This window comes from Streptomyces sp. NPDC045998, from assembly GCF_056430285.1.
In genome coordinates this window covers 824,172-849,616 of record NZ_JBWKLJ010000003.1, presented here as the reverse complement: position 1 = coordinate 849,616, position 25,445 = coordinate 824,172, and the positions used below count along the sequence as shown (strand labels likewise).

The 25,445-nt window shown below is 71.6% G+C and carries 26 protein-coding genes; 18 read left to right on the top strand and 8 right to left on the bottom strand.

Translation table 11 applies throughout. The features are described from left to right. Positions 1-99: 99 nt before the first annotated feature. A complete protein-coding gene (locus AC07FJ_RS12860; protein WP_479048221.1) occupies positions 100-1,254 on the top strand; it encodes a cystathionine gamma-synthase in 1,155 nt (384 codons plus the stop codon). Positions 1,255-1,274: 20 nt separating this feature from the next. On the opposite strand, the gene AC07FJ_RS12855 is transcribed toward AC07FJ_RS12860, so the two are convergent. Genes AC07FJ_RS12855 through AC07FJ_RS12845 form a run of 3 tightly spaced genes read right to left on the bottom strand, consistent with a single transcriptional unit; the run spans position 1,275 to position 2,564 of the window. Further along, positions 1,275-1,481: a hypothetical protein gene (locus AC07FJ_RS12855; protein ID WP_479048219.1), complete on the bottom strand. Its 207-nt coding sequence runs from the start codon at positions 1,479-1,481 to the stop codon at positions 1,275-1,277. After that, complete coding sequence (locus AC07FJ_RS12850; RefSeq protein WP_479048216.1) at positions 1,478-1,981, bottom strand: sigma factor-like helix-turn-helix DNA-binding protein; 504 nt, start codon at positions 1,979-1,981, stop codon at positions 1,478-1,480. The genes AC07FJ_RS12855 and AC07FJ_RS12850 overlap by 4 nt, the downstream gene beginning before the upstream one ends. 31 nt (positions 1,982-2,012) lie before the next feature. Beyond that, on the bottom strand, positions 2,013-2,564 hold the full coding sequence (locus tag AC07FJ_RS12845; RefSeq protein WP_479048213.1) for a MarR family winged helix-turn-helix transcriptional regulator: 552 nt from the start codon (positions 2,562-2,564) through the stop codon (positions 2,013-2,015). 248 nt (positions 2,565-2,812) lie between these two features. Here AC07FJ_RS12845 and ilvA point away from each other — a divergent pair, with 248 nt between their 5' ends. The 3 genes from ilvA to AC07FJ_RS12830 all read left to right on the top strand — a co-directional run bounded on the left by ilvA (position 2,813) and on the right by AC07FJ_RS12830 (position 6,158). Beyond that, positions 2,813-4,042, top strand: coding sequence for a threonine ammonia-lyase (ilvA, locus tag AC07FJ_RS12840; RefSeq protein WP_479048210.1), 1,230 nt, complete (start codon positions 2,813-2,815; stop codon positions 4,040-4,042). A gap of 278 nt (positions 4,043-4,320) precedes the next feature. Then, complete coding sequence (locus AC07FJ_RS12835; RefSeq protein WP_479048207.1) at positions 4,321-5,304, top strand: ATP-binding cassette domain-containing protein; 984 nt, start codon at positions 4,321-4,323, stop codon at positions 5,302-5,304. Continuing rightward, the gene (locus AC07FJ_RS12830) at positions 5,301-6,158 is read left to right on the top strand and encodes an ABC transporter permease (protein WP_479048205.1); all 858 of its coding nucleotides are present in this window, start codon (positions 5,301-5,303) and stop codon (positions 6,156-6,158) included. The genes AC07FJ_RS12835 and AC07FJ_RS12830 overlap by 4 nt, the downstream gene beginning before the upstream one ends. Before the next feature lie 69 nt (positions 6,159-6,227). Here the strand turns inward: AC07FJ_RS12830 and greA are convergent, their stop codons facing one another. Continuing rightward, positions 6,228-6,725, bottom strand: a complete 498-nt coding sequence (gene greA / locus AC07FJ_RS12825; protein WP_479048204.1) for a transcription elongation factor GreA — start codon at positions 6,723-6,725, stop codon at positions 6,228-6,230. Positions 6,726-6,941: 216 nt separating this feature from the next. Next, entirely contained in the window at positions 6,942-7,343 is a 402-nt protein-coding gene (locus AC07FJ_RS12820) for a DUF4307 domain-containing protein (RefSeq protein ID WP_361427904.1), read from the bottom strand. A 98-nt stretch (positions 7,344-7,441) separates the two neighbouring features. Here AC07FJ_RS12820 and mca point away from each other — a divergent pair, with 98 nt between their 5' ends. From mca to AC07FJ_RS12805, 3 genes are all read left to right on the top strand, one after another. Beyond that, positions 7,442-8,323, top strand: coding sequence for a mycothiol conjugate amidase Mca (gene mca / locus AC07FJ_RS12815; RefSeq protein WP_479048201.1), 882 nt, complete (start codon positions 7,442-7,444; stop codon positions 8,321-8,323). Continuing rightward, positions 8,316-8,546 carry a hypothetical protein gene (locus AC07FJ_RS12810; protein WP_479048200.1) on the top strand — a complete coding sequence of 77 codons (231 nt, stop codon included), beginning with the start codon at positions 8,316-8,318 and terminating at the stop codon, positions 8,544-8,546. Before mca ends, AC07FJ_RS12810 begins: the two co-directional genes overlap by 8 nt. A gap of 441 nt (positions 8,547-8,987) precedes the next feature. Continuing rightward, on the top strand, positions 8,988-9,182 hold the full coding sequence (locus AC07FJ_RS12805) for a cypemycin family RiPP (RefSeq protein ID WP_479048197.1): 195 nt from the start codon (positions 8,988-8,990) through the stop codon (positions 9,180-9,182). Between the two features lie 159 nt (positions 9,183-9,341). Here the strand turns inward: AC07FJ_RS12805 and AC07FJ_RS12800 are convergent, their stop codons facing one another. Then, entirely contained in the window at positions 9,342-9,533 is a 192-nt protein-coding gene (locus tag AC07FJ_RS12800; protein WP_479048195.1) for a hypothetical protein, read from the bottom strand. Between the two features lie 27 nt (positions 9,534-9,560). Between AC07FJ_RS12800 and AC07FJ_RS12795 the strand changes: the two genes are divergently transcribed. From AC07FJ_RS12795 to AC07FJ_RS12745, 11 genes are all read left to right on the top strand, one after another. Then, positions 9,561-11,066 (top strand): alpha/beta fold hydrolase, encoded by a 1,506-nt coding sequence (locus AC07FJ_RS12795; RefSeq protein WP_479048192.1) that lies wholly within the window; start codon positions 9,561-9,563, stop codon positions 11,064-11,066. Continuing rightward, positions 11,056-11,616, top strand: a complete 561-nt coding sequence (locus AC07FJ_RS12790) for an amidohydrolase family protein (protein ID WP_361427892.1) — start codon at positions 11,056-11,058, stop codon at positions 11,614-11,616. The genes AC07FJ_RS12795 and AC07FJ_RS12790 overlap by 11 nt, the downstream gene beginning before the upstream one ends. Beyond that, entirely contained in the window at positions 11,613-12,185 is a 573-nt protein-coding gene (locus AC07FJ_RS12785; RefSeq protein ID WP_479048189.1) for a CypD family RiPP peptide-cysteine decarboxylase, read from the top strand. The genes AC07FJ_RS12790 and AC07FJ_RS12785 overlap by 4 nt, the downstream gene beginning before the upstream one ends. Continuing rightward, entirely contained in the window at positions 12,178-12,915 is a 738-nt protein-coding gene (locus AC07FJ_RS12780; RefSeq protein WP_361427888.1) for a class I SAM-dependent methyltransferase, read from the top strand. Before AC07FJ_RS12785 ends, AC07FJ_RS12780 begins: the two co-directional genes overlap by 8 nt. After that, positions 12,912-13,544 (top strand): ABC transporter ATP-binding protein, encoded by a 633-nt coding sequence (locus tag AC07FJ_RS12775; RefSeq protein ID WP_479048187.1) that lies wholly within the window; start codon positions 12,912-12,914, stop codon positions 13,542-13,544. The genes AC07FJ_RS12780 and AC07FJ_RS12775 overlap by 4 nt, the downstream gene beginning before the upstream one ends. Continuing rightward, positions 13,541-15,091, top strand: coding sequence for a hypothetical protein (locus tag AC07FJ_RS12770; protein ID WP_479048185.1), 1,551 nt, complete (start codon positions 13,541-13,543; stop codon positions 15,089-15,091). Before AC07FJ_RS12775 ends, AC07FJ_RS12770 begins: the two co-directional genes overlap by 4 nt. Before the next feature lie 70 nt (positions 15,092-15,161). Further along, the gene (locus AC07FJ_RS12765; RefSeq protein ID WP_479048182.1) at positions 15,162-17,195 is read left to right on the top strand and encodes a thioredoxin domain-containing protein; all 2,034 of its coding nucleotides are present in this window, start codon (positions 15,162-15,164) and stop codon (positions 17,193-17,195) included. 318 nt (positions 17,196-17,513) lie between these two features. Further along, positions 17,514-18,722, top strand: a complete 1,209-nt coding sequence (locus AC07FJ_RS12760) for a glycosyltransferase (RefSeq protein WP_479048180.1) — start codon at positions 17,514-17,516, stop codon at positions 18,720-18,722. Continuing rightward, positions 18,719-20,353, top strand: coding sequence for an ArnT family glycosyltransferase (locus AC07FJ_RS12755; protein ID WP_479048178.1), 1,635 nt, complete (start codon positions 18,719-18,721; stop codon positions 20,351-20,353). Before AC07FJ_RS12760 ends, AC07FJ_RS12755 begins: the two co-directional genes overlap by 4 nt. Further along, complete coding sequence (locus tag AC07FJ_RS12750) at positions 20,350-21,531, top strand: glycosyltransferase (protein ID WP_479048176.1); 1,182 nt, start codon at positions 20,350-20,352, stop codon at positions 21,529-21,531. Before AC07FJ_RS12755 ends, AC07FJ_RS12750 begins: the two co-directional genes overlap by 4 nt. 50 nt (positions 21,532-21,581) lie before the next feature. Next, the gene (locus AC07FJ_RS12745; RefSeq protein WP_479048351.1) at positions 21,582-23,969 is read left to right on the top strand and encodes a galactose oxidase-like domain-containing protein; all 2,388 of its coding nucleotides are present in this window, start codon (positions 21,582-21,584) and stop codon (positions 23,967-23,969) included. Here the strand turns inward: AC07FJ_RS12745 and AC07FJ_RS12740 are convergent. Together AC07FJ_RS12740 and trhA are read right to left on the bottom strand one after the other, a co-directional pair. Beyond that, a complete protein-coding gene (locus AC07FJ_RS12740) occupies positions 23,966-24,583 on the bottom strand; it encodes an acyl-CoA-like ligand-binding transcription factor (RefSeq protein ID WP_479048174.1) in 618 nt (205 codons plus the stop codon). The two genes, AC07FJ_RS12745 and AC07FJ_RS12740, sit on opposite strands and share 4 nt — an antisense overlap. A gap of 18 nt (positions 24,584-24,601) precedes the next feature. Then, positions 24,602-25,294, bottom strand: coding sequence for a PAQR family membrane homeostasis protein TrhA (gene trhA, locus AC07FJ_RS12735; protein WP_479048171.1), 693 nt, complete (start codon positions 25,292-25,294; stop codon positions 24,602-24,604). Positions 25,295-25,445 lie beyond the last annotated feature (151 nt).

Sequence of the window (25,445 nt, the reverse complement as noted above, 5' to 3'; positions counted from 1 at the left end):
CACTCCGGACCCCGCCGGCGGGGTCGGGACCGCAGCGGCGGTCCACCCCACAGCGGCGTCGCGTCCGCCGCGCCGCCGGCCCGACTACGCTCGGGCTGCATGAGCGACGAGCACACGCACCAGAGCTTCGAGACCCGCGCCATCCACGCGGGCAACACCGCGGACCCGCTGACCGGCGCGGTCGTACCGCCCATCTACCAGGTCTCCACCTACAAGCAGGACGGTGTGGGCGGCCTGCGCGGCGGCTACGAGTACAGCCGCAGCGCCAACCCCACCCGTACCGCCCTGGAGGAGAACCTCGCGGCCCTGGAGGGCGGCCGGCGCGGCCTGGCCTTCGCCTCCGGTCTCGCGGCCGAGGACTGCCTGCTGCGCGCGCTCCTCGCCCCGGGCGACCACGTGGTCATCCCCAACGACGCGTACGGCGGCACCTTCCGGCTGTTCGCCAAGGTCGTGGCCCGGTGGGGCGTGGAGTGGTCCGTCGCCGACACCTCCGACCCGGCGGCGGTACGGGACGCGATCACCGACCGCACGAAGGCCATCTGGGTCGAGACGCCGTCCAACCCGCTGCTCGGCATCACGGACATCGCGGCCCTCGCGGACGTGGCCCGCACCGCCGGGGTCAGGCTCGTCGTCGACAACACCTTCGCCAGCCCCTACCTCCAGCAGCCGCTCGCGCTCGGCGCCGACGTCGTCGTCCACTCGCTGACCAAGTACATGGGCGGCCACTCCGACGTCGTCGGCGGCGCCCTGGTGACCGCCGACGAGGCGCTCGGCGAGGAGCTGGCGTACCACCAGAACGCCATGGGCGCGGTGGCCGGCCCCTTCGACTCGTGGATCGTGCTGCGCGGCATCAAGACCCTCGCCGTCCGGATGGACCGGCACAGCGCCAACGCCGCCCGCGTCGCCGAGATGCTGACCCAGCACCCGAAGGTGACGCAGGTGCTCTACCCGGGGCTGGCCGACCACCCCGGCCACGAGGTCGCCGCCAAGCAGATGCGCGACTTCGGCGGCATGATCTCCTTCCGCGTCCGGGGCGGCGAGGCCGCGGCGGTCGAGGTCTGCAACCGCGCCGAGCTGTTCACGCTGGGCGAGTCCCTGGGCGGCGTCGAGTCGCTCATCGAGCACCCGGGCCGCATGACCCACGCGAGCGTGGCCGGCTCCCTGCTGGAGGTCCCGGCGGACCTGGTGCGGCTGTCGGTCGGCATCGAGAACGTCGACGACCTGCTGGCGGACCTGCGCCGGGCGCTCGGCTAGACCCGGGCCCCCGGGCCGGGTCAGGGCTCCAGGGCCGACGCCCACACCGTGAGCGCGGTCAGCGCGGCGCACAGCAGCAGCCAGGCCGTGCGCCGCAACAGGCGTGCGCGGCGCAGGCTGCGGGCGCCGCGCTCGATCGCGCGGGCGGCCAGGTCGGCGGGGACCCGCGGGCGCGGCGGGGCCTGGAGCATCCGCCGGACCTCGGCCTCCTTCGCGGGGTCGTTCACGGCGCGGACCCCCGGCCGGTCCCGGGCCCGGTCTCCCGGCCGTCACGGTGGCGGGCCCGTACCCGCATGGTCCGGACCGCGCGCGTACAGAGGGCCCGCACCCGCTCCACCGGCAGGTCCAGCAGGGCGGCCGTCCGTTCCTCGCCGATCCCCTCGTACAGGCACAGCACGAGGACGAGCCGCTCGCGGGGGGTGAGCGGGGACAGCAGGCCGCCCCGCCCCCGGCGGAAGCGCCAGGCGGCGCGGGCGAACCGCTCCGTCAGCTCGTGGCGGGCGATGTCGTACGGGTCCTCGCCGCGCAGCCGGTCCCAGCGGGCGTACGTGGCGGCCAGCGCGGCGGTCAGCAGTTCCCGCGCGTACGGGTTCCGGGCCGGCGTCTCGGCCGTCAGCAGCGTGGCGGCGTGCAGCAGCCGGCCGGCCGCGCCCGCGACGAACGCCTCGAACTCGCGGGCGCGGTGGGCCCGTGATCGCCGTGCCGTCGCCCGCCGCCGCTGTCGCACGTCCTCATATGAGGGCGTGCGCACGGCCGGGTCAAGAGGCCGGGGCGGCTTCCGTCGTGCCGTCGTCTTCCGGGGAGGCCACGGCAGCGGGCGCCTCGACGGGCGGCAGTCCGGCCTGGCGGGCCGAGAGCGCCGAGTTGAACCGGGTGAGCAGCGTGCAGAACGACTCGCGCTCCTCCTCCGTCCAGCCCTCCGTCACCTGGGCCATCAGCTCGCGCCGCGAGGAGCGGACCTCCTCCAGCCGGGCCTGCCCGCGCGGCGACAGCTGGAGCACGACGGCCCGGCCGTCCTCCGGGTGCGAGGTGCGCTTGACCAGGCCGGTGTCCACCAGCGGCGCCACCTGGCGGGTGACGGTGGACGAGTCGATGCCCATCCCGGCCGCCAGCGCCTTCACGCCCATCGGGCCCTCCCGGTCGAGCCGGTTCAGGAGCAGGTACGCGGCCCGGTCCATCGAGTTGCGGAGCTGGCCGGTGCCGCCGAGGCGGGTCTGCTCCGCCCGCCGGGCGAAGACGGCCACCTCGTGCTGGAGGGCATCGAGGAGGCCTTGGTGAAGATCAGTCGTCATGTCCTGGGACGTGGGCATGGCTGTGGCTCTCTCGTGCGGTGGTGGTGGTTGGTGGGGGACAGAGTACGCGGACCCGCGCCAGTCCGTACCAGCGCTGCACAAACGTGATGAGCGGCGGTGTGACCGGCGGTGCGAGCGGCCTTCCGGGCGCCGGCCGCCACCGGTCCGGCACTGGTCCGCCACTGGTCCGGCACTGGTCCGGCACCGGTCCGGAGCCGCGGCGAGCGGTGATGTGGGGCGTGGGGCGAGCTGAGAGACTGGCGGTCATGAGCTTCCGTACGCCACACCCCTCACACTCGCTGATCCTCGACGACATCCGCGGGGCGCAGAAGATGCTGTCGGGCGTGGCCCGGATGACCCCGATGGAGGGCAGCCGGCACTTGTCGCGGCTGGTGGGGGCCCCGGTCCACCTGAAGTGCGAGAACCTCCAGCGGACGGGCTCGTTCAAGCTGCGCGGCGCGTACGTGCGGATCGCCGGGCTCCGCCCCGAGGAGCGGGCGGCCGGGGTGGTCGCCGCGTCGGCCGGGAACCACGCGCAGGGCGTCGCCCTCGCCTCCTCGCTGCTGGGTGTGCGCTCCACCGTCTTCATGCCGGTTGGCGCCCCGCTGCCGAAGGTGGCGGCGACCCGGGAGTACGGCGCCGACGTCCGGCTGCACGGCCACGTGGTGGACGAGACGCTGGCCGCCGCGCAGGAGTACGCGCGGGCGACGGGCGCGGTGTTCATCCACCCCTTCGACCACCACGACATCATCGCCGGGCAGGGAACGGTCGGGCTGGAGATCCTGGAGCAGTGCCCGGAGGTGCGGACGATCCTCGTGGGCGTCGGCGGCGGCGGCCTGGTGGCGGGCGTCGCGACGGCGGTCAAGGCGCTGCGCCCGGACGTGAAGGTGATCGGGGTGCAGGCGCAGGCGGCGGCCGCCTACCCGCCCTCCCTGCGGGCGGGCCGGCCGGTCGTCGTGGACACCGCGCCCACGATGGCCGACGGCATCAAGGTGGGCCGCCCCGGCGACGTACCGTTCGCCATCGTCGACGAGCTCGTCGACGACGTCCGCACGGTCTCGGAGGACGCCCTCTCGTCGGCGCTGCTGCTGTGCCTGGAGCGGGCGAAGCAGGTCGTGGAGCCGGCCGGGGCGAGCCCGGTGGCGGCCCTGCTCAGCACGCCGGAGGCGTTCCAGGGCCCGGTGGTCGCGGTGCTGTCGGGCGGGAACGTCGACCCGCTCGTGCTCCAGCGGATCCTTCGGCACGGCATGGCGGCGGCCGGGCGCTACCTGAGCCTGCGGCTGCGGCTGACGGACCGGCCGGGGGCGCTCGCGACGATGCTCGGGGTGCTGTCGGTGTCCGACGCGAACGTCCTCGACGTCGGGCACGTACGCACCGATCCCCGCCTCGGGCTCACGGAGGTGGAGGTGGAGCTGCACCTGGAGACGAAGGGGCCGGAGCACTGTCAGGAGGTGCGGGCGGCGCTGCGGGACGCGGGGTACGTGGTCATGGAGTGAGACCCCGCCGTGCCGGGTGGGGCGGTGGGGGAGCCGTATATCGCGATGGGTATCGCGAGAGCCGAACCGGCCGACGAGTGGCGGCGATTGGCGGCGAACAGCGGCGGCGGACAGCGGCGGCGGACAACGGAAAAGCGCTTGAGTAAACGCGATGTATCGCGTTACGGTGAGCGGGTTGTCATGTTCGCCGAGCGCGACCGACTCGGCGTACCTACGCTCGGGCAGTACGTGTTGATACGCCCGACCCACCACTCGCACCTGCCAACGGGAGAACCCACATGCCAGGCGCTATTCATGCCGAGGGTCTCGTGAAGACCTTCGGCGACGTAAGGGCTCTGGACGGCGTGGACCTGGACGTCCCCGAGGGGACGGTCCTGGGGCTTCTCGGCCCCAACGGCGCCGGCAAGACCACCACCGTGCGCGTGCTCACCACGCTCCTGAAGCCCGACAGCGGCAGGGCGGTCGTCGCGGGCATCGACGTGCTCAAGCACCCCAACGAAGTCCGTCGCTCCATCGGCCTCTCCGGCCAGTTCGCGGCCGTCGACGAGTACCTCACCGGCCGGGAGAACCTCCAGATGGTCGGGCAGCTCTACCAGATGTCCGCCAGGGCGGCGAAGGTCCGCGCCGGCGAGCTGCTGGACCGGTTCAACCTCGCCGACGCCGCCGACCGCCCCGCGAAGACGTACTCCGGCGGCATGCGCCGCCGCCTCGACCTCGCCGCCGCCCTCGTCGTCTCCCCGCCCGTGATGTTCATGGACGAGCCGACGACCGGCCTCGACCCACGCAACCGCCAGCAGCTGTGGGAGGTCATCAAGGAGCTGGTCGCCGGCGGCACGACGCTGCTGCTCACCACGCAGTACCTCGAGGAGGCCGACCACCTGGCCCACGACATCTGCGTCGTCGACCACGGCAAGGTCATCGCCCGCGGCACCTCCGACCAGCTCAAGGCCCGCACCGGCGGCGAGCGCGTCGAGGTCGTCGTCCACCGGCACGACGAGATCGCCCCGGCCCGCGAGGTCCTCGCCGGCTTCGGCAAGGGCGAGGTCGCCGTGGAGGAGCACACCCGCAAGCTCACCGTGCCGGTCACCGGCGGCGCCAAGCTGCTCGCCGAGGTCATCCGCGAGCTCGACGCACGGGGGGTCGAGATCGACGACATCGGCCTGCGCCGCCCGACCCTCGACGACGTGTTCATCTCGCTGACCGGCCACGCCGCCGAGCGCGGGGACGACGACACCGAGGTCGTGAAGGAGGCCGTGAAGTGAGCACCCTCTCCGACGCCCCCAAGGTCGCGGCCCCCCGGCCGCGCGGGGGCATCGCCCAGTCGGTCGCCGACTCCCTGGTGGTCGCCAAGCGGAACCTCATCCGGATGTCCCGCATCCCGGAGATGGTGATCTTCGGGCTGATCCAGCCGATCATGTTCGTGGTGCTGTTCACGTACGTCTTCGGCGGCTCCATCGAGGTCGGCAGCACCATCGCCCCGGGCGCCTACCGCGAGTTCCTGATGGCCGGCATCTTCGCCCAGACCGTCACCTTCGCCACCGCGGGCGCCGGCGCGGGCATCGCCGACGACATGCACAAGGGCCTGATCGACCGGTTCCGGTCACTGCCGATGGCCCGCGGGGCGGTCCTCACCGGCCGGACGCTCGCCGACCTCGTCCAGACCACGTTCACGCTGGTCGTGCTCGCGATCGTCGCCCTCATCGTGGGCTGGCGGGTCCACGAGAACATCGGCAAGGTGCTGCTCGGCTTCGGCCTGCTGCTCCTGCTCGGCTACGCGTTCTCCTGGATCGGCGCCCTGATCGGCCTGTCGGTGCGCACGCCGGAGGCGGCCACGTCCGGCGGCCTGATCTGGCTGTTCCCGCTGACGTTCATCTCCAACGCCTTCGTCGACGCCAACAAGCTGCCGACCTTCCTGCGCCACATCGCCGAGTGGAACCCGTTCAGCGCCACGGTGCAGGCGTGCCGGGAGCTCTTCGGCAACCTGCCCCCGGGCTTCACGGTCTCGGACGCCTGGCCCATGCAGCACCCGGTCCTCGCCTCGGTGCTGTGGTCGCTGCTGATCCTGGTCGTCTTCCGGACCCTGGCGGTGCGCAAGTACCGGTCGGCGGCCGCCTGACGGTCGGGTACGAAAAGGGGCCGGGCCGCGTCGCGCGCGGCCCGGCCCCTTCTCGTCGATCGGGCGGTCTCAGCCCTTGTACGGCTTGGCGTCGAGGATCTTGACGGACGCCTTCTTGCCGTTCGGGAGCTCGTACTGCGCGTCCTCGCCGACCTTCTTGCCGTTGACGCCCGTGCCGAGCGGCGACTGCGGGGAGTAGGTCTCGACGTCGGAGCTCGCGTACTCGCGGGAGGCGAGGAGGAACGTCAGGGTGTCGCTCTCGTCGCCGTCGAACGCGATGGTGACCACCATGCCGGGCGCGACGACACCGCTCTCCGTGGGAGCCTCGCCGACCTTCGCGTGCTCCAGCAGCTGGGTCAGCTGGCGGATGCGCAGCTCCTGCTTGCCCTGCTCCTCCTTGGCCGCGTGGTACCCGCCGTTCTCGCGCAGGTCGCCCTCCTCCCGAGCAGCCGCGATCTTGGCGGCGATCTCGGTTCGCGCGGGACCAGACAGGTGCTCCAGCTCGGCCTTGAGCTGGTTGTACGCCTCCTGGGTGAGCCAGGTGACGTTCTCGCTGGTCTGGGTCACAGGTGCTCCTCGTCGGTACTGGGATACAAAGCAACGCCCTATCCAGAAGCATTCTGCCTTCCTGGATGGGCGAAACCACGAGCCTAACAATTTCGCAGGCAAAGGGGGAGGACGAACGTCACTTATTTTGCGTCGTCGCAGGTCAGCGCCGAATCGGACAGGGCCGTTCCGGTTACTCCCGGCTACTCCGAGGCGCCTACCCCGGGCCGCCCGCTCCTACTCGGAGGTACAGCCGAGCAACTGGGCGCTGGTCGCCTTCGCCGTCGTACGCACCGTGACGACCTCGTCGATCCGCGTGGCGGCCCCGTCGAAGCGGACCTCCTTGCGGCCCACCTCGCCGCCGTCCTCCGCGAGGGCCCGCAGCGTGCAGTAACCCCGGGCGTCCCGCTCCTTGCGGACCTCCAGGTGGACCGCGACCCGGTCCTCCGCGGAGAGGTCGAACTTGATCACCTCGGCGCTGACCTTCTGGCCCGCGACGTAGTCGTAGCCGAACCAGCCGACCACGGCGAGCAGCACGGCGCCCAGCACCGCGCCGAGGACCTTGAGCCGGCGGTCGGCGCGCTCGTCCGCCGAGCGGCCGTAACGGCCTTCGGGGAGCCCTTCGCGCACCGCGCTCATGATCGGTCCTCTCGTACGCCGGACGACGGAATTTTCCGTGCCCCGATTCCGTCACTATAGAAGCCGCCCCACGCCGACTATTCATCGAGGATCGAGTCTTGACCGAGCAGCTGCGACTGATGGCCGTTCACGCCCACCCCGACGACGAGTCGAGCAAGGGCGCGGCCACGATGGCCAAGTATGTGTCCGAGGGGGTGGACGTGCTGGTCGTCACGTGCACGGGTGGCGAGCGCGGCTCCATCCTCAATCCGAAGCTCCAGGGCGACGCGTACATCGAGGCGAACATCCACGAGGTGCGCCGCAAGGAGATGGACGAGGCCCGCGAGATCCTCGGCGTCCGCCAGGAGTGGCTCGGCTTCGTCGACTCCGGCCTGCCCGAGGGTGACCCGCTGCCGCCGCTGCCGCAGGGCTGCTTCGCCCTGGAGGACGTCGACAAGGCGGCCGGCCGCCTGGTGAAGTCCATCCGCGCCTTCCGGCCGCAGGTCATCACGACGTACGACGAGAACGGCGGCTACCCGCACCCCGACCACATCATGACCCACAAGATCACGATGGTGGCCTTCGAGGGTGCGGCCGACGCCGAGAAGTACCCGGAGCAGGAGTTCGGCCCGGTCTGGCAGCCCCTGAAGGTCTACTACAACCAGGGCTTCAACCGGCCGCGCACGGTCGCGCTCCACGAGGCGCTCCTCGCCCGCGGCCTGGAGTCGCCGTACGGCGAGTGGCTGGAGCGCTGGAAGGAGTTCGAGCGCGTCGAGCGGACGCTGACCACGCACGTGCCGTGCGCCGACTTCTTCGAGACCCGCGACAAGGCGCTGATCGCCCACGCCACCCAGATCGACCCGGACGGCGGCTGGTTCCGCGTGCCGATGGAGATCCAGAAGGAGGTCTGGCCGACCGAGGACTACGAGCTCGCCAAGTCCCTGGTCGACACCTCCCTCCCCGAGGACGACCTCTTCGCGGGCATCCGGGACAATGTCTGACATGAGCGCACACCAGGCACTGACCCAGCTCGTCCCGATCGCCGCCCAGGAGTTCGACAAGAACAAGGTCACTCCGGGCGTCCTCGGCTTCATCGTCTTCGCCGTCATGGCCCTGGCCGTGTGGATGCTGATGAAGTCGATGAACCGCCACATGGGCAAGGTGAACTTCGAGGAAGCCCCGGAGCCGGCGACCGCGCAGTCGGCGCCCAAGGGCGCCGAGTAACCATCCGGCTCCGCCGCAGGGCCGCTCCGCAGGACGGGGCGGCCCTGCGGCGTGCCCGGGGGCTTCTCCCCGCGGACGCCGTCGCATGCGATGCCGGCTTGTGTGTACGGAGTGCATTGCGGCGGCGACAGTGGGTCGATAAGTTGCGCCCGCGGCAGCGGAACAATTAATTCCGGCGTCGCGTCAGTGCGCGGTTTTCTGTCAGTGGCCGAAAAGCGCGGTTGATTTTGAGACACGTCGACTTCGCCGATGTGTAAGGTGCTTGGAGGTCAATGCTGCTTGACGCGTTCTTACGGGGCTGTTTATAGTCGCCACAAGATCGAGTTGCAGATGTTGTGCAGCCCGCTCACTCGGAGTGGACGACGGGGGTTCAACGTTCGGCACACCGAGACCATTCGCTCGAATGACCACCGACGAAAGGTTAGTGAAGTGCGATCTGAAATGACCATCACGCGCTCGGATTCCGCTGCCATCCGCCCTGAGGCGCTGGCTGCGCAGGATTTCGCGAACACCGTCCTCAGCGGTGCGGCGCCCGGCTTCCACGCGGACTGCGAGACGCCCGTCATGGCCACGCCGGCCACCCCGACCGCTGCTCAGTTCGTCATCCAGGGCAGCACCATCTGCCTCGTCTGCTGACGGATAACTGATCCGGGTATCGGGGAAACCCGCGTCATGTGGGTTTCCCCGGCATTCGGTTTCCGCGCGTTCGGTTTCCGCGCGTTCGTGATGATGGCCAGATGTGCGATGGGGGAGACGAAGAATCCGGTGAGATGGAAGCGGCGGAGGCGGCGTGCCTCACATGCGAATGCCGCCCAGAAAGCGGCTGACCGCGTACTTCTGCCGATAGCGGTCGGGCAAATCCTCGCGGCGGCGGAAACGCTGTTTCTCCGCGAGGAATTCGAAGACGACGGATTTCTCCGGGGCACCTCGGCCCAGCAGTATCCGCCAGGCAGTCTGCGGCACCGGATCGGCCGCGTCCTCGACCATCCGCGTACCCCCAGGGTGCTCGCGGGAGTGACCCTCGCGGCCTCGGCGGGCCTGGTGCTCGCCCGTGGCAACAGGAAGGCGCAGATCGCCGCGGCGACGGTCATCGGAACGTGCAACCGGCTGAACGAGATCCGCACCCCGTACGGACGGGACGGTGCGGACCAGATGACGGCCGTCATCACGCAGTACCGCGCCCTCACGGCGCTGATCCCCGACCGGCAGGTCTCCGACGACCTCTTCCTGCGGGCGGTCAACTTCCAGGCCGGGCTCAGCTACGTGGTCTCGGGCGTCGCCAAGGCCTTCGGGAGCAGCTGGGTCCAGGGCGACGCCCTGCTCGAAGTCCTGCAGACGGAGGCCTACGGCCGGGGGCCCGCCGCGGCCCTCCTGCGCAGGTACCCCCGGCTCTGCCGGGCGCTGACCGTCGGCACGGTGGTCTGGGAGGCGGCCTTCCCGCTCATCTACCTGTTGCCGCGCAAGCAGGCCTCCCACGCCCTCTCGGCGGTCAAGGCCTTCCACGTCGGCGTGGCGGCGACCATGGAGCTGCCGCGCTTCGTGTGGGGCTTCTTCGGCTCCCACGGAGCGGTCGGCTACGTCCTGGACACCCGCGGCGCGCGCCGGACCTTCGAGAAGACCGTGCTGGGCATCGCCGGCGGCGTCACCCTCGCGAGCGCGCTGATCGCGCGCGAGAAGCGCCGGATCGCCGAGCAGCGGCGGCTCGGCCCCAAGGGCGCCGCACGGCTCCCCCATGCGGACGGCGTCGTCGAGTACCGGGTGCACCGCCCCGCGGACGGGTCCGCCTCCGGCACGGTGATCATCCTCGAGTGCGGCCTGGGGCAGTCCCTCGAGTCCTGGGAGTGGGTCGCGGAGGGCCTGGCGCAGCAGCACACGGTCATCCGCTACCACCGGCCCGGATACGGCCTCACGACGTCGCGTGCGGAGAGCGGGGACCTCCTGGCCGCCGTGCTCGACGAGGTCGGGGCCGAGGGGGAGATCGTGGTGGTCACCCACTCCATCGGTTCGCTGAGCGCGGCCTCCTACGTGCGCGACGAGCGCTTCGCCGACCGCGTCGGCAAGCTGGTGGTCGTCGACGGCACCGACCCGGTGCTCCTGGAGGAGGACCGTACGGACCGCAGGCGGCTCGGCAAGTTCCTCCAGGCCCAGCTCTACACCCTCGTCGCCGCCGTGACAGGGATCTACGAGTGGGCGCCCAACGCGGTGGAACGGCAGGCGGGATACACGCCCGACACCCAGTACAGCCACGTGCAGTTCGTGTTCACACCGAGGAACATCGTCAACTCGGTCCGCGAGTACCGGGGCATGCGGACCGACGACGCCGTCTCCCGTCTCGGGTCCGTCGCATCGGTCCTGGTCGTCGCCTCGGACGAGTACGCCGACCAACAGGCGGTGCTGGCCGAGAAGCTCGGAGCGAAGTTCGAGGTGGTGCACGGCTCCGCGCACCGGTCGATCATCGGATACCGGAAGCACGCCGAGAAGGTCGAAGGCGCTATCAGAAGGTTCATGGATGCTTGCTGACCGGATCAAGGGCGTGGCGGCCTCCTGCGCCGTGGGGGCGCTCGCGGTGCACCTGGTCGCCACCGTCCTGCAGAACACGCCCGACTCCTACAACCAGGACCTGCGCAAGTTCACGGGCGGCTGGCCCATCCCCGGATGGAGGTTCTTCGCGCCGAACCCGGGCGTGCAGAACGTGCACCTGCTGGTCCGTGAGACCACCGGCGACGGTCCGACGCCGTGGCGTGACGTGACCCCGGTGGTCCCGCACGGATGGACACAGGTGCTGTACAACCCGCGGAGCCGCGGCCCCAAGGCGCTGTTCGACGCCATGCAGCAGCTGTCCGTCATGAGCGCGAACCAGGCCGACTTCGCCTGGGTCACCCAGAGCCTGCCGTACGACCTGGTGCTCGCGGCGAGCCGGGCCGCGGTGGCCGACGACGCGCAGGCCCTGCAGTTCCTGCTGATGAACGTGTTCCCCAGCGCGCCGCCGGAGCACCGGATGAAGCCGATCCTCACCTCCGAGTGGATCCCCCTCGGCACCGCCGCCCGCACGGCGGGAGCCGCCGGGTGAACGTGGAGAGGTTCGAGGGCGCGGAGCTCCACGTCCACATCACGGGTTCCATCAGCGCGGCGCTCGTGCCGTGGTGGATCCACTGGCTGCGGGAGCTCCATCCGGACCTGGTCGTCAACGTGTCGGTGACACGCGCCGCGTCGCGGTTCCTGGCGGTCCGGTCCCTCCGCCACCTGGCCAACGGCAAGGTGTGGATCGACGCGTGGGACGACGAGGAGACGCCGCCCGAGGTCAACTCCGGGAGGAGCGGCGCCTCCGAGTGCTTCCTCGTCTTCCCCGCCACCCTGGACACCGTCATGCGCCTGGCGCAGGGGCGCGCGGACTCACCCGCCCTCCTGATGCTGCAGGTGACCGATGCGCCCATCGTCATCGCGGACACGTTCCCGGGTTCCAACGAGATCGTCGAGAGCCATGTGCGGACCCTCGAGCTCCGCCCGAACGTCGCGTTCGCCCCGCGGGTGACCGGCGTACGCGCGAGCAACCGGTCGACGGCCGAGGTGGGTTTCAACCTGCCGGGTGCCCTCGCCGTGGCCAACGCAATGCTGAAGGAAGGTCGTCCCGGTGAGTGACCCGAGCGTGTACGACGAGGCGGCGATCGAGGCCTACGACCTGGTGTCCTCGATGCTCTCCCCCGGGGCCGGGCTCGCCGCCTGGGTGTCGTCGCACCGGCCCCTGGCCGGCCGTACCGTCCTGGACCTGGGGTGCGGCACGGGCGTGTCCTCGTTCGCGCTCGCCGAGGCCGGTGCGCGCGTCACGGCGGTCGACGCCTCACGGCCGTCGCTGGACGTCCTCGAGGGCCGACGCCTGGACCGCGACGTCGAAGCGGTGCAGGGCGACTTCCGGGACCTCCGGTTCGACTCCGCGTTCGACGTCATCACCCTGTCGCGGAACACCTTCTTCCTCGCCCAGACGCAGGAGGAGAAGATCGACCTGCTGCGCGTCATCGCCCGGCACCTGAAACCGGGAGGCGCGGCCTTCCTCGACTGCACCGACCCCGCCGAGTTCCAGCAGGCGGGCGGCGACGCGCGTTCGGTCACCTACCCGCTGGGCCGCGAGCACATGGTGACGGTGACGCAGACGGCGGACCGCGCCGCCCAGCAGGTCCTGAGCGTCTTCATCGTCCAGAGCGCGTCGACACTGACCGCGTTCCACGAGCAGGCCACCTGGGCTACGCTCGCGGAGATCCGGCTGATGGCACGGATCGCAGGTCTGCAGGTCGCGGACGTCAACGGTTCGTACGCGGGGGAGCCTTACGGGGCGCGCTCTCGGGAGATGCTGGTCGTTCTGGAGCCGCAGTGAGCAATGTGCCCGCGATCGAGGCCGAGGGCGCCACGGTCGTCCTGGACGGAACCACGCTGCTGGCGCCGACGACGTTCGCGGTGATGCCGGGCGAGTTCTGGTGTCTCACCGGCAGCAACGGCTCCGGGAAGACGACCCTCCTGCGGGCCTTCCTGGGGAGCCGGCGGCTGACGGACGGTGCCGTCCGCGTGCAGGGCGAGACCGTCGACCTGGCCAAGCCCCGGCACCGGCGGATCGTCGCCTCGCTCGTCGATCCGGTGCCCGTCGCGCGCGACATGACACTGCGCGAGCAGGTGACGCTGGTGGCCGCCTCCTGGCACGGCAACACCACGACGACCGCGGAGCGCGCCGAAGAGGTCATCGGGCACCTGGGCCTCACCCCTCTGGGCGAGCGGTTCCCCTCGCAGCTCTCCTCCGGTCAGCTGCAGCTCTTCAACCTCGCGCTGACCCTGGTCCGCCCCGCCGACGTGATCCTGCTCGACGAGCCCGAGAGGCACCTCGACACCGACCGCGTCGATCTCGTCGCCACGCTGCTCGCCGAACGCGCGGAGCAGGGGACGTCCTTCCTGGTCGCCACCCACGAGGCCGCCATGGTGGACGCCTGCGACGGCGTCATGGAGCTGGGATGACGACGGACAGCATCACGGCGGTGGAGGCCGACCCCAAGGCCCGCGTCCACGCCGTACGGCACCGGTACGCCCGCCGCGGTGACCGCCCCACGGCGCACGACTGGGCGTACACCATCTACCTCACCGTCATCCTCGCCTCCGTCTACGTGGCGCCGGTCGTCTACCTGGTGAGCACCTCGCAGCCGCTGGTTCCGCTGGGGTCCTCCCAGGCGGCGACGCCGGTGGCCTGCGTGGTCGCGGCCGCGGTGGTCTGGGGCGCCCAGCTCACCGGGCGGTTCTGGGGGCCCCTGGTGCTCAAACCGTTCCTGCTGCACGTGTTCATGTCGACGGACCTGTCCCCGACGCACTACCTCGGCCCGATCGCCCGCCGCCGGCTGCTGTACGCGGGACTCGGCACGCTGCTGACGGTGTGCACGGCGGCGTTCCTCGTGACCGACCTGTTCGACCACCGGGGAACCGCGCTGCTGCCGCAGGGCGTGTCCGTCGCGGTGGGCATCGGCGCCGTCGCCGCCGTGGCCTGGCTGTGGGGCCAGATCCGTACGGTGCGCGACAACCTCCTGCTCGCCTCCGCCGTGGCCGCCGCAGCCGTCGTCGTCGCGCTGCTCGGCCGGTCCGCCGTCCTGGGCGGGGGCGGCCTGTGGCTCGTCGCCGGTGTGCTGGCGGTCTCGGCGCCGGTGCTCGGGCGGTCCGCCTTCCGGGCCGTCCGCACGGTCGACCTCGCCCGGCTCGCACGCGAATCGGCGCGTGCCGCCGAGGCCCAGACCTTCGCCTGGACCGGCACGCTCCACCACGCGCTCGACCTCTACCGCCCGCAGCCGCGCGGGCTCACGTCGGTCCTGGTGCGTCCGGACGGGCGCCTGCGCGGCCACCTCGCGCAGGGGGCGGTCCGCGCCCTCCGCACCCGGGGTCGCGCCCTCGCGGCCGGGGCGTTCCTGCTGACCGGCGGTGCCCTGCTGACGCTCGGCGTCACGGAGCCGGACGGCGGACTGGCGACGTTTTCCCTGGTGGCCGGCCCGGTCGCCGTGTACTGGGGGTCCGGGTGGGTCGGCGAGTCCTGGCGCGGACTGCGCGACGAGCTGACGCTGGCCCCGTTGTACGGCGAGTGGTGGGGCGGGCTGCTCGCCCGCACCCTGGCCTGGCCGGTCGTCGCGGTGGTGGCCACGGTGGGCCTCGCCGGCGGTGTCGCGGCCATGGTCCGGTGGCCGTTCGCGGGTGGCGGGCCGCTCGACGCGCTGCTGTTCGCCGCGGGGACGGTGGTGCTCGTGCTCGGTGCCAGGTTCCTGCGCGAGATGAAGATGAACCTGCCGATCGAGCTGCTGCTGCCCGTCATCACGCCCCTGGGCGACCTCTCCGGGCTCCGGGTCTTCGTCTGGCAGTTCGACGGACTCGTCGTCGTGCTGGTCGGCGTCCTCGCGATGGCGGAGATGCCGTCCGCGCCCGGTGCGGCCCTGGTCGCGCTGGGCATCGCCGCCTGGTGTGTCTGGGCGGGCCTGCGCCGGACGGGATGGGCCCGCCGGGCCGTGTTCACCCGCCTCGGCCGGGCGTAGCGGCCCCTGCTCCGAGCGACGGCGGGAACGGGGTCCCGCGCGAGCCGGCTGCGCAGGGCAGGATGGAGGCATGGCCAACCGACTCGCACATGAGACGTCCCCGTACCTCCTCCAGCACGCCGACAACCCGGTCGACTGGTGGCCCTGGTCGGACGCGGCGTTCGCCGAGGCCCGCGAACGCGGCGTACCCGTCCTGCTGTCGGTCGGTTACTCGTCGTGCCACTGGTGTCATGTCATGGCGCACGAATCGTTCGAGGACGACGCCACCGCCGCCTACCTCAACGAGCACTTCGTGCCCGTCAAGGTCGACCGCGAGGAGCGGCCGGACGTCGACGCCGTGTACATGGAGGCGGTGCAGGCCGCCACCGGGCAGGGCGGGTGGCCCATGACGGTGTTCCTGACGCCCGACGCGGAGCCCTTCTACTTCGGTACGTACTTCCCGCCCGAGCCCCGGCACGGCATGCCGTCCTTCCTCCAGGTCCTCGAAGGAGTACGGGTCGCGTGGTCGGACCGGCGCGAGGAGGTCGGGGAGGTCGCGGGCAACATCGTGCGCGAGCTGGCCGGCCGGTCGCTCGCGTTCGGCGGGGCCGGGGTGCCGGGGGAGCAGGAGCTGGCGCAGGCGCTGCTGGGGCTGACCCGGGACTACGACGCGAAGCACGGCGGGTTCGGCGGGGCGCCGAAGTTCCCGCCGTCCATGGTGGTCGAGTTCCTGCTGCGGCACCACGCGCGGACCGGCGCGGAGGGCGCGCTGGAGATGGCGGTCCACACGTGCGAGGCCATGGCACGCGGCGGGATCTACGACCAGCTCGGGGGCGGGTTCGCCCGCTACTCGGTGGACCGCGAGTGGGTTGTGCCCCATTTTGAGAAAATGTTGTATGATAATGCGCTTTTGTGTCGGGTGTACGCGCACCTGTGGCGGGCCACCGGCAGTGACCTGGCCCGCCGGGTGGCGCTGGAGACGGCCGACTTCATGGTGCGCGAACTGCGCACCGCCGAGGGCGGCTTCGCCTCGGCGCTCGACGCGGACAGCGACGACGGAAGCGGCAAGGTCGTCGAGGGCGCGTACTACGTGTGGACGCCCGAGCAGCTGCGCGAGGTGCTGGGCGAGGAGGACGCCGCCCACGCCGCGCGGTACTTCGGCGTCACCGAGGAGGGCACCTTCGAGCACGGCTCCTCGGTGCTGCAGCTGCCGCAGGACGCCGGAGTCGCCGACGCCGAGCACATCGAGGACATCCGGCGGCGGCTGTTCGACGCACGCGACCGGCGGCCCCGCCCCGGCCGGGACGACAAGATCGTGGCCGCCTGGAACGGGCTCGCCATCGCCGCGCTCGCCGAGACCGGGGCCTTCTTCGACCGGCCCGACCTGGTCGAGCGGGCCACGGAGGCCGCCGACCTCCTCGTACGCCTCCACATGGACGGCTCGGCGCGGCTCGCGCGTACCTCCAAGGACGGACATGTGGGCGCCAACGCCGGTGTCCTGGAGGACTACGGCGACGTGGCGGAAGGATTCCTCACCCTGGCCGCGGTCACCGGCGAGGGCGTGTGGCTGGAGTTCGCCGGGTTCCTGCTCGACATCGTGCTGGACCGGTTCACCGGCGAGGGCGGTGAGCTGTACGACACGGCCCATGACGCCGAGCGGCTCATCCGCCGCCCGCAGGACCCCACCGACAACGCCGCCCCCTCCGGCTGGACCGCCGCCGCCGGGGCCCTGCTCGCGTACGCCGCCCACACCGGTTCCGAGGCCCACCGGACCGCCGCCGAGCAGGCCCTCGGCGTGGTGAAGGCGCTCGGGCCGCGCGCGCCGCGCTTCATCGGCTGGGGGCTGGCGGTCGCCGAGGCGGTGCTCGACGGGCCGCGCGAGGTCGCGGTCGTCGGCGGGCCGGACGTCGCGGAGGAGGCCCGGGCGCTGCACCGCGCGGCGCTGCTCGGCACCGCGCCGGGGGCCGTGGTGGCCTTCGGGCGGCCGGGCGCCGGGGACGAGTTCCCGCTGCTCAGGGACCGTCCGCTGATCGACGGGCGGCCCGCGGCGTATGTGTGCCGCCACTTCGTCTGCGACGCGCCTACCACGGACGTGGCCGAACTCGGTCGGAAACTGTCCAACTGACGACGGAAACAATGTTTTTATCGGGATAGCCCCTGAGTGTCGGTCCCGGCCTCTATTCTCGTCTGCACGAGGAGTTGAGGAGACTCCGCACGCGTTCTGGGGAGGGCGTGTGCGGACGTCGCGCATGGGCGTCGACGGCCAGGGGGGTCCTGCCGCGATCCGCCCCGAAAAGCTGCTTTTCGATCCGGGGATCGACCACCGTCGCGGTGGCGCGCGCCGTACCTGACCACGCGCCCGCGTCACCGCGGCAGGTCCGAGGGGGGACCTTCCGTGCTCCTATCGCTGTTCGTCGCTGCCGTTTCACTGGCGTTGTTCTGGATGGCCGCGTTCACACTCTGGTGGCAGATGCACGCCTGGCGTACGCCGGAGACGCTCGCCGCCACCCGATTCGCCCGCCCGGACGGCCAACAGGGCCTGTCCTTCTCGCTGTTGCTGCCCGCCCGGCACGAACAGCTCGTCCTGGAGCACACCATCGACCGGCTCCGGGAGTCCAGCCACCGCGACTTCGAGATCATCGTGATAGTCGGCCACGACGACCCGGAGACCGCCGAGGTCGCCGAGCGCGCCGCCGCCCGCGACCCCGGGCGCGTACGCGTCGTGGTCGACACCCACGAGACCAAGAACAAGCCGAAGGCGCTCAACACCGCCCTGCCGTACTGCCGGGGCGACGTCGTCGGAGTCTTCGACGCCGAGGACCAGGTCCACCCCGAGCTGCTCGCCCACGTGGACCACGCCTTCACCGCCACCGGCGCCGACGTCGTCCAGGGCGGCGTCCAGCTGATCAACTTCCACTCCAGCTGGTACTCCCTGCGCAACTGCCTGGAGTACTTCTTCTGGTTCCGCTCCCGCCTCCACCTGCACGCCGCCAAGGGCTTCATCCCGCTCGGCGGCAACACCGTCTTCGTCCGCACCGACGTGCTGCGGGAGGCCGGAGGCTGGGACCAGGACTGCCTCGCCGAGGACTGCGACCTGGGCGTACGCCTCTCCAGCACGGGCAAGAAGGTCGTCGTCGCGTACGACGCCGACCTGGTCACCCGCGAGGAGACCCCCGGCACCCTGGTGAGCCTGCTCAAGCAGCGCACCCGGTGGAACCAGGGCTTCCTCCAGGTCTACCGCAAGAAGGACTGGCGCCAACTGCCCACCCTGGGCCAGCGGATGCTCGCCCGCTACACCCTCATGACCCCGTTCATGCAGGCCTTCACGGGCGTCATCATCCCGCTCAACGCCGCGGTCGCCCTCTTCCTCGACGTGCCCGTCGGGATCGCCTTCATCACCTTCCTGCCGATGATCACCGCCCTGGTGACGTTCGTCTTCGAGATCGTCGGACTGCACGACTTCGGCCGCCAGTACGGGCTGCGCGTGCGGTTGGTCCACTACCTGAAGCTCATCGTCGGCGGGCCCTTCTACCAGCTGCTGCTGGCGGGCGCGGCCGTCCGCGCTGTCTGGCGCGAACAGCGCGGCCGCAACGAATGGGAGCTCACCAGCCACGTCGGCGCCCACCTCGTCCGAGAGGAGGCCACCCGATGACCGCGACCCTGCCCGCACCGCACGCCGCCGCCGCCCCGCAGGCGGCCGCCCCGGCGCCGCCCGACAAGAGACGGCTCGTCACCCGGCCCGTCGTCCGCTTCCGCGGCTCGCGCCCCGACCTGGTCCTGTGCGGCGTCCTGCTCGCCGCGATCCTGCTCGTCCAGGGCTGGAACATCCAGCACTACCCCACCCTCAGCGACGACGAGGGCACCTACCTCGCCCAGGCCTGGGCCGTGCAGAAGGGCCACGGCCTCGCCCACTACACGTACTGGTACGACCACCCGCCGCTCGGCTGGATGCAGATAGCCGCCCTGACGTGGATACCGTCGCTCCTGGCGCCCGAGTCGATGACGGTCGCCTCCATGCGCTTCGCGATGCTGCTGATCGCCGCCGCGTCCGCCGTGATGCTGTACGTGCTGGCGCGCCGCCTGTGGCTGCCGCGCTGGGCGGCGGGCCTCGCCATGGCGCTGTTCGGGCTCTCCCCGCTCTCCGTCGTCCTCCAGCGGGAGATCTTCCTCGACAACCTCGCCGTGATGTGGACGCTGCTGGCGTTCTGCCTGGCCGCCTCGCCCAACCGCCACCTCTGGCACCACTTCGGGGCCGGCCTCGCCGCCGCCGTCGGCGTCCTCACCAAGGAGACGATGCTCGTCGTCCTGCCGGCGCTGCTGGTGACGATGTGGCGGCACAGCCACCGCGACACCCGCAAGTTCGCCGTCACCGGCGCCGTCACGGCCTGCGCGCTGATCGGCCTCACGTACCCGCTGTTCGCGCTCCTCAAGGGCGAGCTGCTGCCCGGTGCCGGGCACGTGTCGCTGTGGGAGGGCATCACGTACCAGATGAGCCGCCCCGGCTCCGGCTTCATCCTCACCGAGGGCACCGGCTCCCACGGCGTCCTCGAAAGCTGGCTCTACTACGACCGGGTCCTGCCGCTCGGCGGCCTCGCCGGCGCCGCGCTGCTCCTGGTCACCCTCCGCTGGTCGGTCACCGCGCGGGCGCTGGCCGGACCGGCCCTCGCCGTCGCCATCCTGGCGATCGTCGCGATGCGCCCCTCCGGCTACCTGCCCGCCATGTACGTCATCCAGGCGCTGCCCTTCCTCGCCCTGGTGCTCGCCGGGGGAGCGGCGAGCGTCGCCCACGCCGTCCTGCGCAAGGGCCGCCCGCTGCCGGGGCTGGTCCCCGCGCGCCGGACGGCCGCCGTCCTGCTGGCGGCGGCCGCCGCGGTGTACGTCGTCCCGCGCTGGTACGACGGCGACCGCACCGCCATGACCGCCGACGCCAACGCCCCCTACCGGGCGGCCGCCTCCTGGCTCTCCCACGAGGTCCCGGACCCGGCGCGCACGCGCGTGCTGGTCGACGACGCGCTCTGGCTCGACCTGGTGCACGCCGGGTACGAACCGGGGCTCGGCGCCATCTGGTTCTACAAGGCCGACCTCGACCCGGCGGTGACGAAGACCCTGCCCGGCGGCTGGCGGGACCTGGACTACGTCGTCGCCTCCCCGACCGTACGGCGCGACGCGCGTGACCTGCCCAACGTCAAGGCGGCGCTGGAGCATTCGACGCCGGTCGCCACCTTCGGCGAGGGCGAGGAGCGGATCGAGATCCGGAAGATCACCGGAGCGGAGGCCTCTTGACCATCCAGCCCACCGGCGCCGAGCACGTCGCCCCGGTCGCCGGGGACGTACCCGAGCCGGGAGCCGTCACCGTCGTCATCCCCACCTTCAACGAAGCGGGGAACGTACGGGAGCTGCTGCGCCGCATCGCCGACGCCGTGCCCCACCGCGTCCCGTGCGAGGTCGTCTTCGTCGACGACTCCACCGACGACACCCCCGCCGTGATCGCCGACGCCGCCCGGGACTGCCCGTTCCCCGTCACCGTCCTCCACCGCGACACGCCCGACGGCGGCCTCGGCGGCGCCGTCGTCGAGGGCCTCAGGGCCGCCACCGCCGACTGGGTCGTCGTCATGGACGCCGACCTCCAGCACCCGCCCGCGCTCGTCCCCGACCTCCTCGCCACCGGCGAGAAGGAGGCCGCCGACCTGGTCGTCGCCAGCCGCTACCTCCCGGGCGGCAGCCGCGCCGGGCTGGCGGGCGGCTACCGCGTCGCCGTCTCCCGCGCGGCCACCTGGGTCGCCAAGGGCCTGTTCCCGCGCGCCCTCGGCTCCCTCAGCGACCCGATGAGCGGCTTCTTCGCCATCCGGCGCTCCGCGGTGACCGCGGACGCCCTCAAGCCCCTCGGCTACAAGATCCTGCTGGAGCTGGCCGTACGGTGCCGGCCGGCCGGGGTCGCCGAGGTGCCGTTCGTCTTCGAGGAGCGGTACGCCGGCGAGTCCAAGTCCACGGCGAAGGAGGGCCTGCGCTTCCTGCGCCACCTCGTCGAGCTGCGCACCGCGTCGCCGCTCGCGCGCATGGCCGCCTTCGGACTGATCGGCCTCACCGGCTTCGTACCGAACCTCGCCGCCCTGTACGTCCTGACCGGCCTCGGGGTGCACTACCTCCCGGCCGAGATCCTCGCCAACCAGTTCGGCGTCGCCTGGAACTTCCTCCTCATCGAGGTGCTGCTCTTCCGCGACCGCCGCCACCACCGCCACTGGGCCGACCGCGTCGGCCGCTTCGCGCTGCTCGCCAACGCCGACCTCGTCGTGCGCATCCCGCTGATCGCCCTGTTCGTCGGGCAGCTCCACCTGTCGGCGCTGCCCGCCACCGCCCTCGCGCTGCTGACCACCTTCGTCCTGCGGTTCGCGGGGACGGAGGCGCTGGTCTACCTGCCCCGCAGAGCGCGTGCCGCCCGCACGGGAAGGAACCCCCGGTGAAACGGACCCCTCGACGAAGGCGGGGAGTGGCGCTGTTCGCCATCGGCGCCATGACCTCCGGCCTCCTCCTGGCCGCCCAGCCCCCGGCAGCCGCCGGGATCAACCTCATCAAGAACCCCGGCTTCGAGACCCCGGGGACCGGCCACGACGGCATGCCCGCCTGCTGGTCGAAGTCCGGCTGGGGCGACAACGACGCCACCTTCACCACGACCACGGACGCCCACTCCGGCACCGGCGCCATGAAGGTCGAGCTGACCCGCCGGGTCGACGGCGACCGCAAGGCCCTGATCACCGAGTCCGACGCCTGCGCCCCACCGGTCGTCGCCGCGCGGCAGTACGACCTGTCCCTCTGGTACAAGTCGACGACCCCCGACACGGCGATCACCCTCTTCCGGCACGACACGGACGCCGGCTGGCAGTACTGGACGGACCTCAAGACCCTCCCGATGGCCGGCGCGTACACCCGGGCCGAGGTGCGCACGCCCGCCGTACCGCCGGGCACGGACCGCATCGCCTGGGGCGTGTCCGTCTTCGGCACCGGCAGCGTCACCACCGACGACTACGTGATGGAGGAGGTCGCGGCCCCCGCGCCCGACCCGGTCTGCACGGGCACGGCCGAGGAGTGCGCCAAGGGCAAGTGGGAGGTGCTGGGCGTCAAGAACCCGGTCCGCTCCATGCACTCCGTCGTCCTCCACAACGGCAAGGTGCTGCTGATCGCGGGCTCCGGCAACGACCCGGAGATGTTCAAGGCGGGCACCTTCACCTCCGCCGTCTACGACCCGGCCAACGGCTCCTTCAAGACCATCCCGACGCCCGTCGACATGTTCTGCGCCGGCCACGTGCAGCTGTCCGACGGCCGGGTGCTGGTCATGAGCGGCAACAAGGGCTACCCGTCCGCCGACGGCAAGATCGGCTACCAGGGCCTGAAGGACTCGTACGTCTTCGACCCCGCGACCGAGTCGTACACCAGGACCAACGACATGCACGACGGCCACTGGTACCCGTCCGCGACGATCCTCGGCAACGGCGACGTGATCTCCTTCGGCGGCCTGAAGGAGGACTCCACCGGCAACGTGACGGCGGAGAGGTTCTCCGCCGCGCAGAACAAGTGGCTGCCGACGAACGAGGTCAAGCAGACCTGGTCGTACTGGGGCCTGTACCCGTCGATGATCCTCATGCAGGACGGGCGGCTGTTCTACTCCGGCAGCCACACCTTCGGCAACGGCACCCCCGGCACCGGCGCCTCCATCTACGACTACGACAAGAACACCATCACCGACGTGCCGGGCCTGCGGAACAAGGACGAGCGCGACGAGTCCGCCAGCGTGCTGCTGCCCCCGGCGCAGGACCAGCGGGTGCTGACCATCGGCGGCGGCAACAACGAGCGGAACCCCGCCGCCAACCGCCTCACCGACATCATCGACCTCAAGCAGCCCAACCCGGCGTACGTCGCCGGCCCGCCCCTCCCGCAGGGCCTGGTCGACCAGGGCGCGGGCAAGCGCCCGCAGACCGGCGACGAGGGCAAGATGTACGTCTCCGCGGTGCTGCTGCCCGACGGCAAGGTCCTGGAGACCGGCGGCGCGCTGCACGACCGGGCCGACCCGGTGTACGAGGCGTCGCTCTTCGACCCGGCCACCGACACCTACCAGGCGGGCATGGCCGCCGACCCGGTTCCGCGCGGCTACCACTCCTCGGCGTTCCTGCTGCCCGACGGCCGGGTGATGGCCGTCGGCGACAACCCCGGCAACGGCTCGTACAACCACGACGTGTCCGTCTACACGCCGCCGTACCTGCTCAAGGGCCCGCGCCCGAAGATCACTTCGGTGATCGACGGCCGCTGGAACTACGGCGACACCCAGCGGATCACGGTGGACCGGCCGATCGCCAAGGCGGAGCTGATCCGCCCGGCGGCCGTCACCCACTCCTCCGACCCCAACCAGCGGTTCGTCGACCTGCCGCTGTCCGTCATCGACGACCGGACGGTCGACCTGAACGTCACCGGCAACCCGAACCTCGCCCCGCCCGGCTGGTACATGCTCTTCGCGGTCGACGCGCACGGCATCCCGTCCGTCGCCCGGTGGGTGCACCTCGGCGGGCCCGCGGCGATGGCGGCGGAGGCGGAGAGGTCGGCGCACGTCCACGACTTCGCCGGCGACCTCGCCGCCGCGCCGAAGAAGCCGCTGAAGAAGCGGGACTCGGCCCCGGTCAGCCCGCGGATCGCCGGGTGCGACCGGCACTACGGCACGGCCGGGGTGTGCGTGCCGACGGCGTTCCCGGCGTCGGTGAAGGCGACGACGAAGGCCCGCTGCGACTGGCTGGCGGCGCACGACTACGGCCGCCTCAAGGTCAACGGCAACGACGACCCGCTGCGGCTCGACCCGAACCGCGACGGCCTGGCCTGCGGAAAGGGGGACACCGCTCCAGGGAAGCGCCGCTAGAGCGAAGGGCCGCCGCTGAGCGTGTCGAACGCCCGGTCGATGAGCGCGATCAGATCGTCCCGCTGGTCGCGCTCCGCCCAATGGAGCAGCACCTCGCGCAGGGCGCCCATGACGGCGGCGGTGAAGACCCGCACCTCCAGGTCGTCCGCCGCCCGCCCGGTGCGGTCGGCGAGGACGCGGGACAGCGGCTGGGAGGTCTCGGCCATGGTCTCGGTCATCCGGGCCCGTACGGCCGGGACCTCCACCAGCAGCCGGGCGCGCTGCCGCATCTCCTCCGGCTCCCGCTCCAGGAGCTCGCCCGCCGCCTGCGTGAGTACGGCGTGGAGCGACCGCAGGGGCTCCTCGCCGGTGGGACGGGCGCGCAGCGCCGCCTCGATGACCGGGTCGTACTCATCGGTGAGGACGATGTCCTCCTTGGCGGGGAAGTAGCGGATGACCGTGCTGGGCGAGACCTCCGCCGCCTCGGCGATCTGCTCGATGGTGGTCGCCTCGTACCCCCGCTCGGCGATCAGCCGGTAGGTGGCCCGTCTGATCGCGATGCGGGTCTTGAGCTTCTTGCGCTCCCGCAGGCCCAGGGGCTGACGCGCGGCGAGGAGCGGGGTGCGGGCGGCCATGGAACCCATTGTCGCGGCTCAGGCGTGCTGGTACGCCACCAGCGAGATCCCCACGTAGTGGGCGACGAACGCCGCCAGGGTGAGGGAGTGGAACACCTCGTGGAAGCCGAACCAGCGCGGTGACGGGTTCGGCCGCTTGAAGCCGTACACCACGCCGCCCACGCTGTAGAGCAGGCCGCCGACGACCACCAGGACCAGCACGGCGACGCCGCCCTTGTGCAGGAAGTCCGGCAGGAAGAAGACGGCCGCCCAGCCCATCGCGATGTAACACGGCGTGTACAGCCAGCGCGGGGCGCCGACCCAGAACACCCGGAAGGCGATCCCCGCCACCGCAGCCGCCCAGACCGCCCACAGCAGCACCCGCCCGGTGGAGTCGGGGAGGAGGAGCAGCGTCAGCGGGGTATAGGTGCCCGCGATGATCAGGAAGATATTGGCGTGGTCGAGCCGGCGCAGTACGGCGGTGGCGCGTGGGCCCCAGTTCCCCCGGTGGTACAGCGCGCTCACGCCGAAGAGGGCGCAGGCGGTGAAGGCGTAGATGCCGCACGCGATCCGGCCGCGCGTGGAGTCGGCCAGCGCGGTCAGGACGATGCCGGCGATCAGTGCGGCCGGGAACATCCCGGCGTGCAGCCAGCCACGCAGCTTCGGCTTCGACACGCTCGGTGTTATCTCGGTCACGTCGTCAGTTTCATCGGGCATGGCCGCTGCAGTCATGTCGGAATGCTACCGACGCCTCCGTACGTGGGGTGTTGGAGGCCGATGAGGGAGGTGTGGGGGCGTAATGAGTGGCAATGCTCACGTGAGAGGCCCTCTGGACATATGCGCACCGGACGCGGATGATCAGATGAGTGCGGTCGGCACCGGA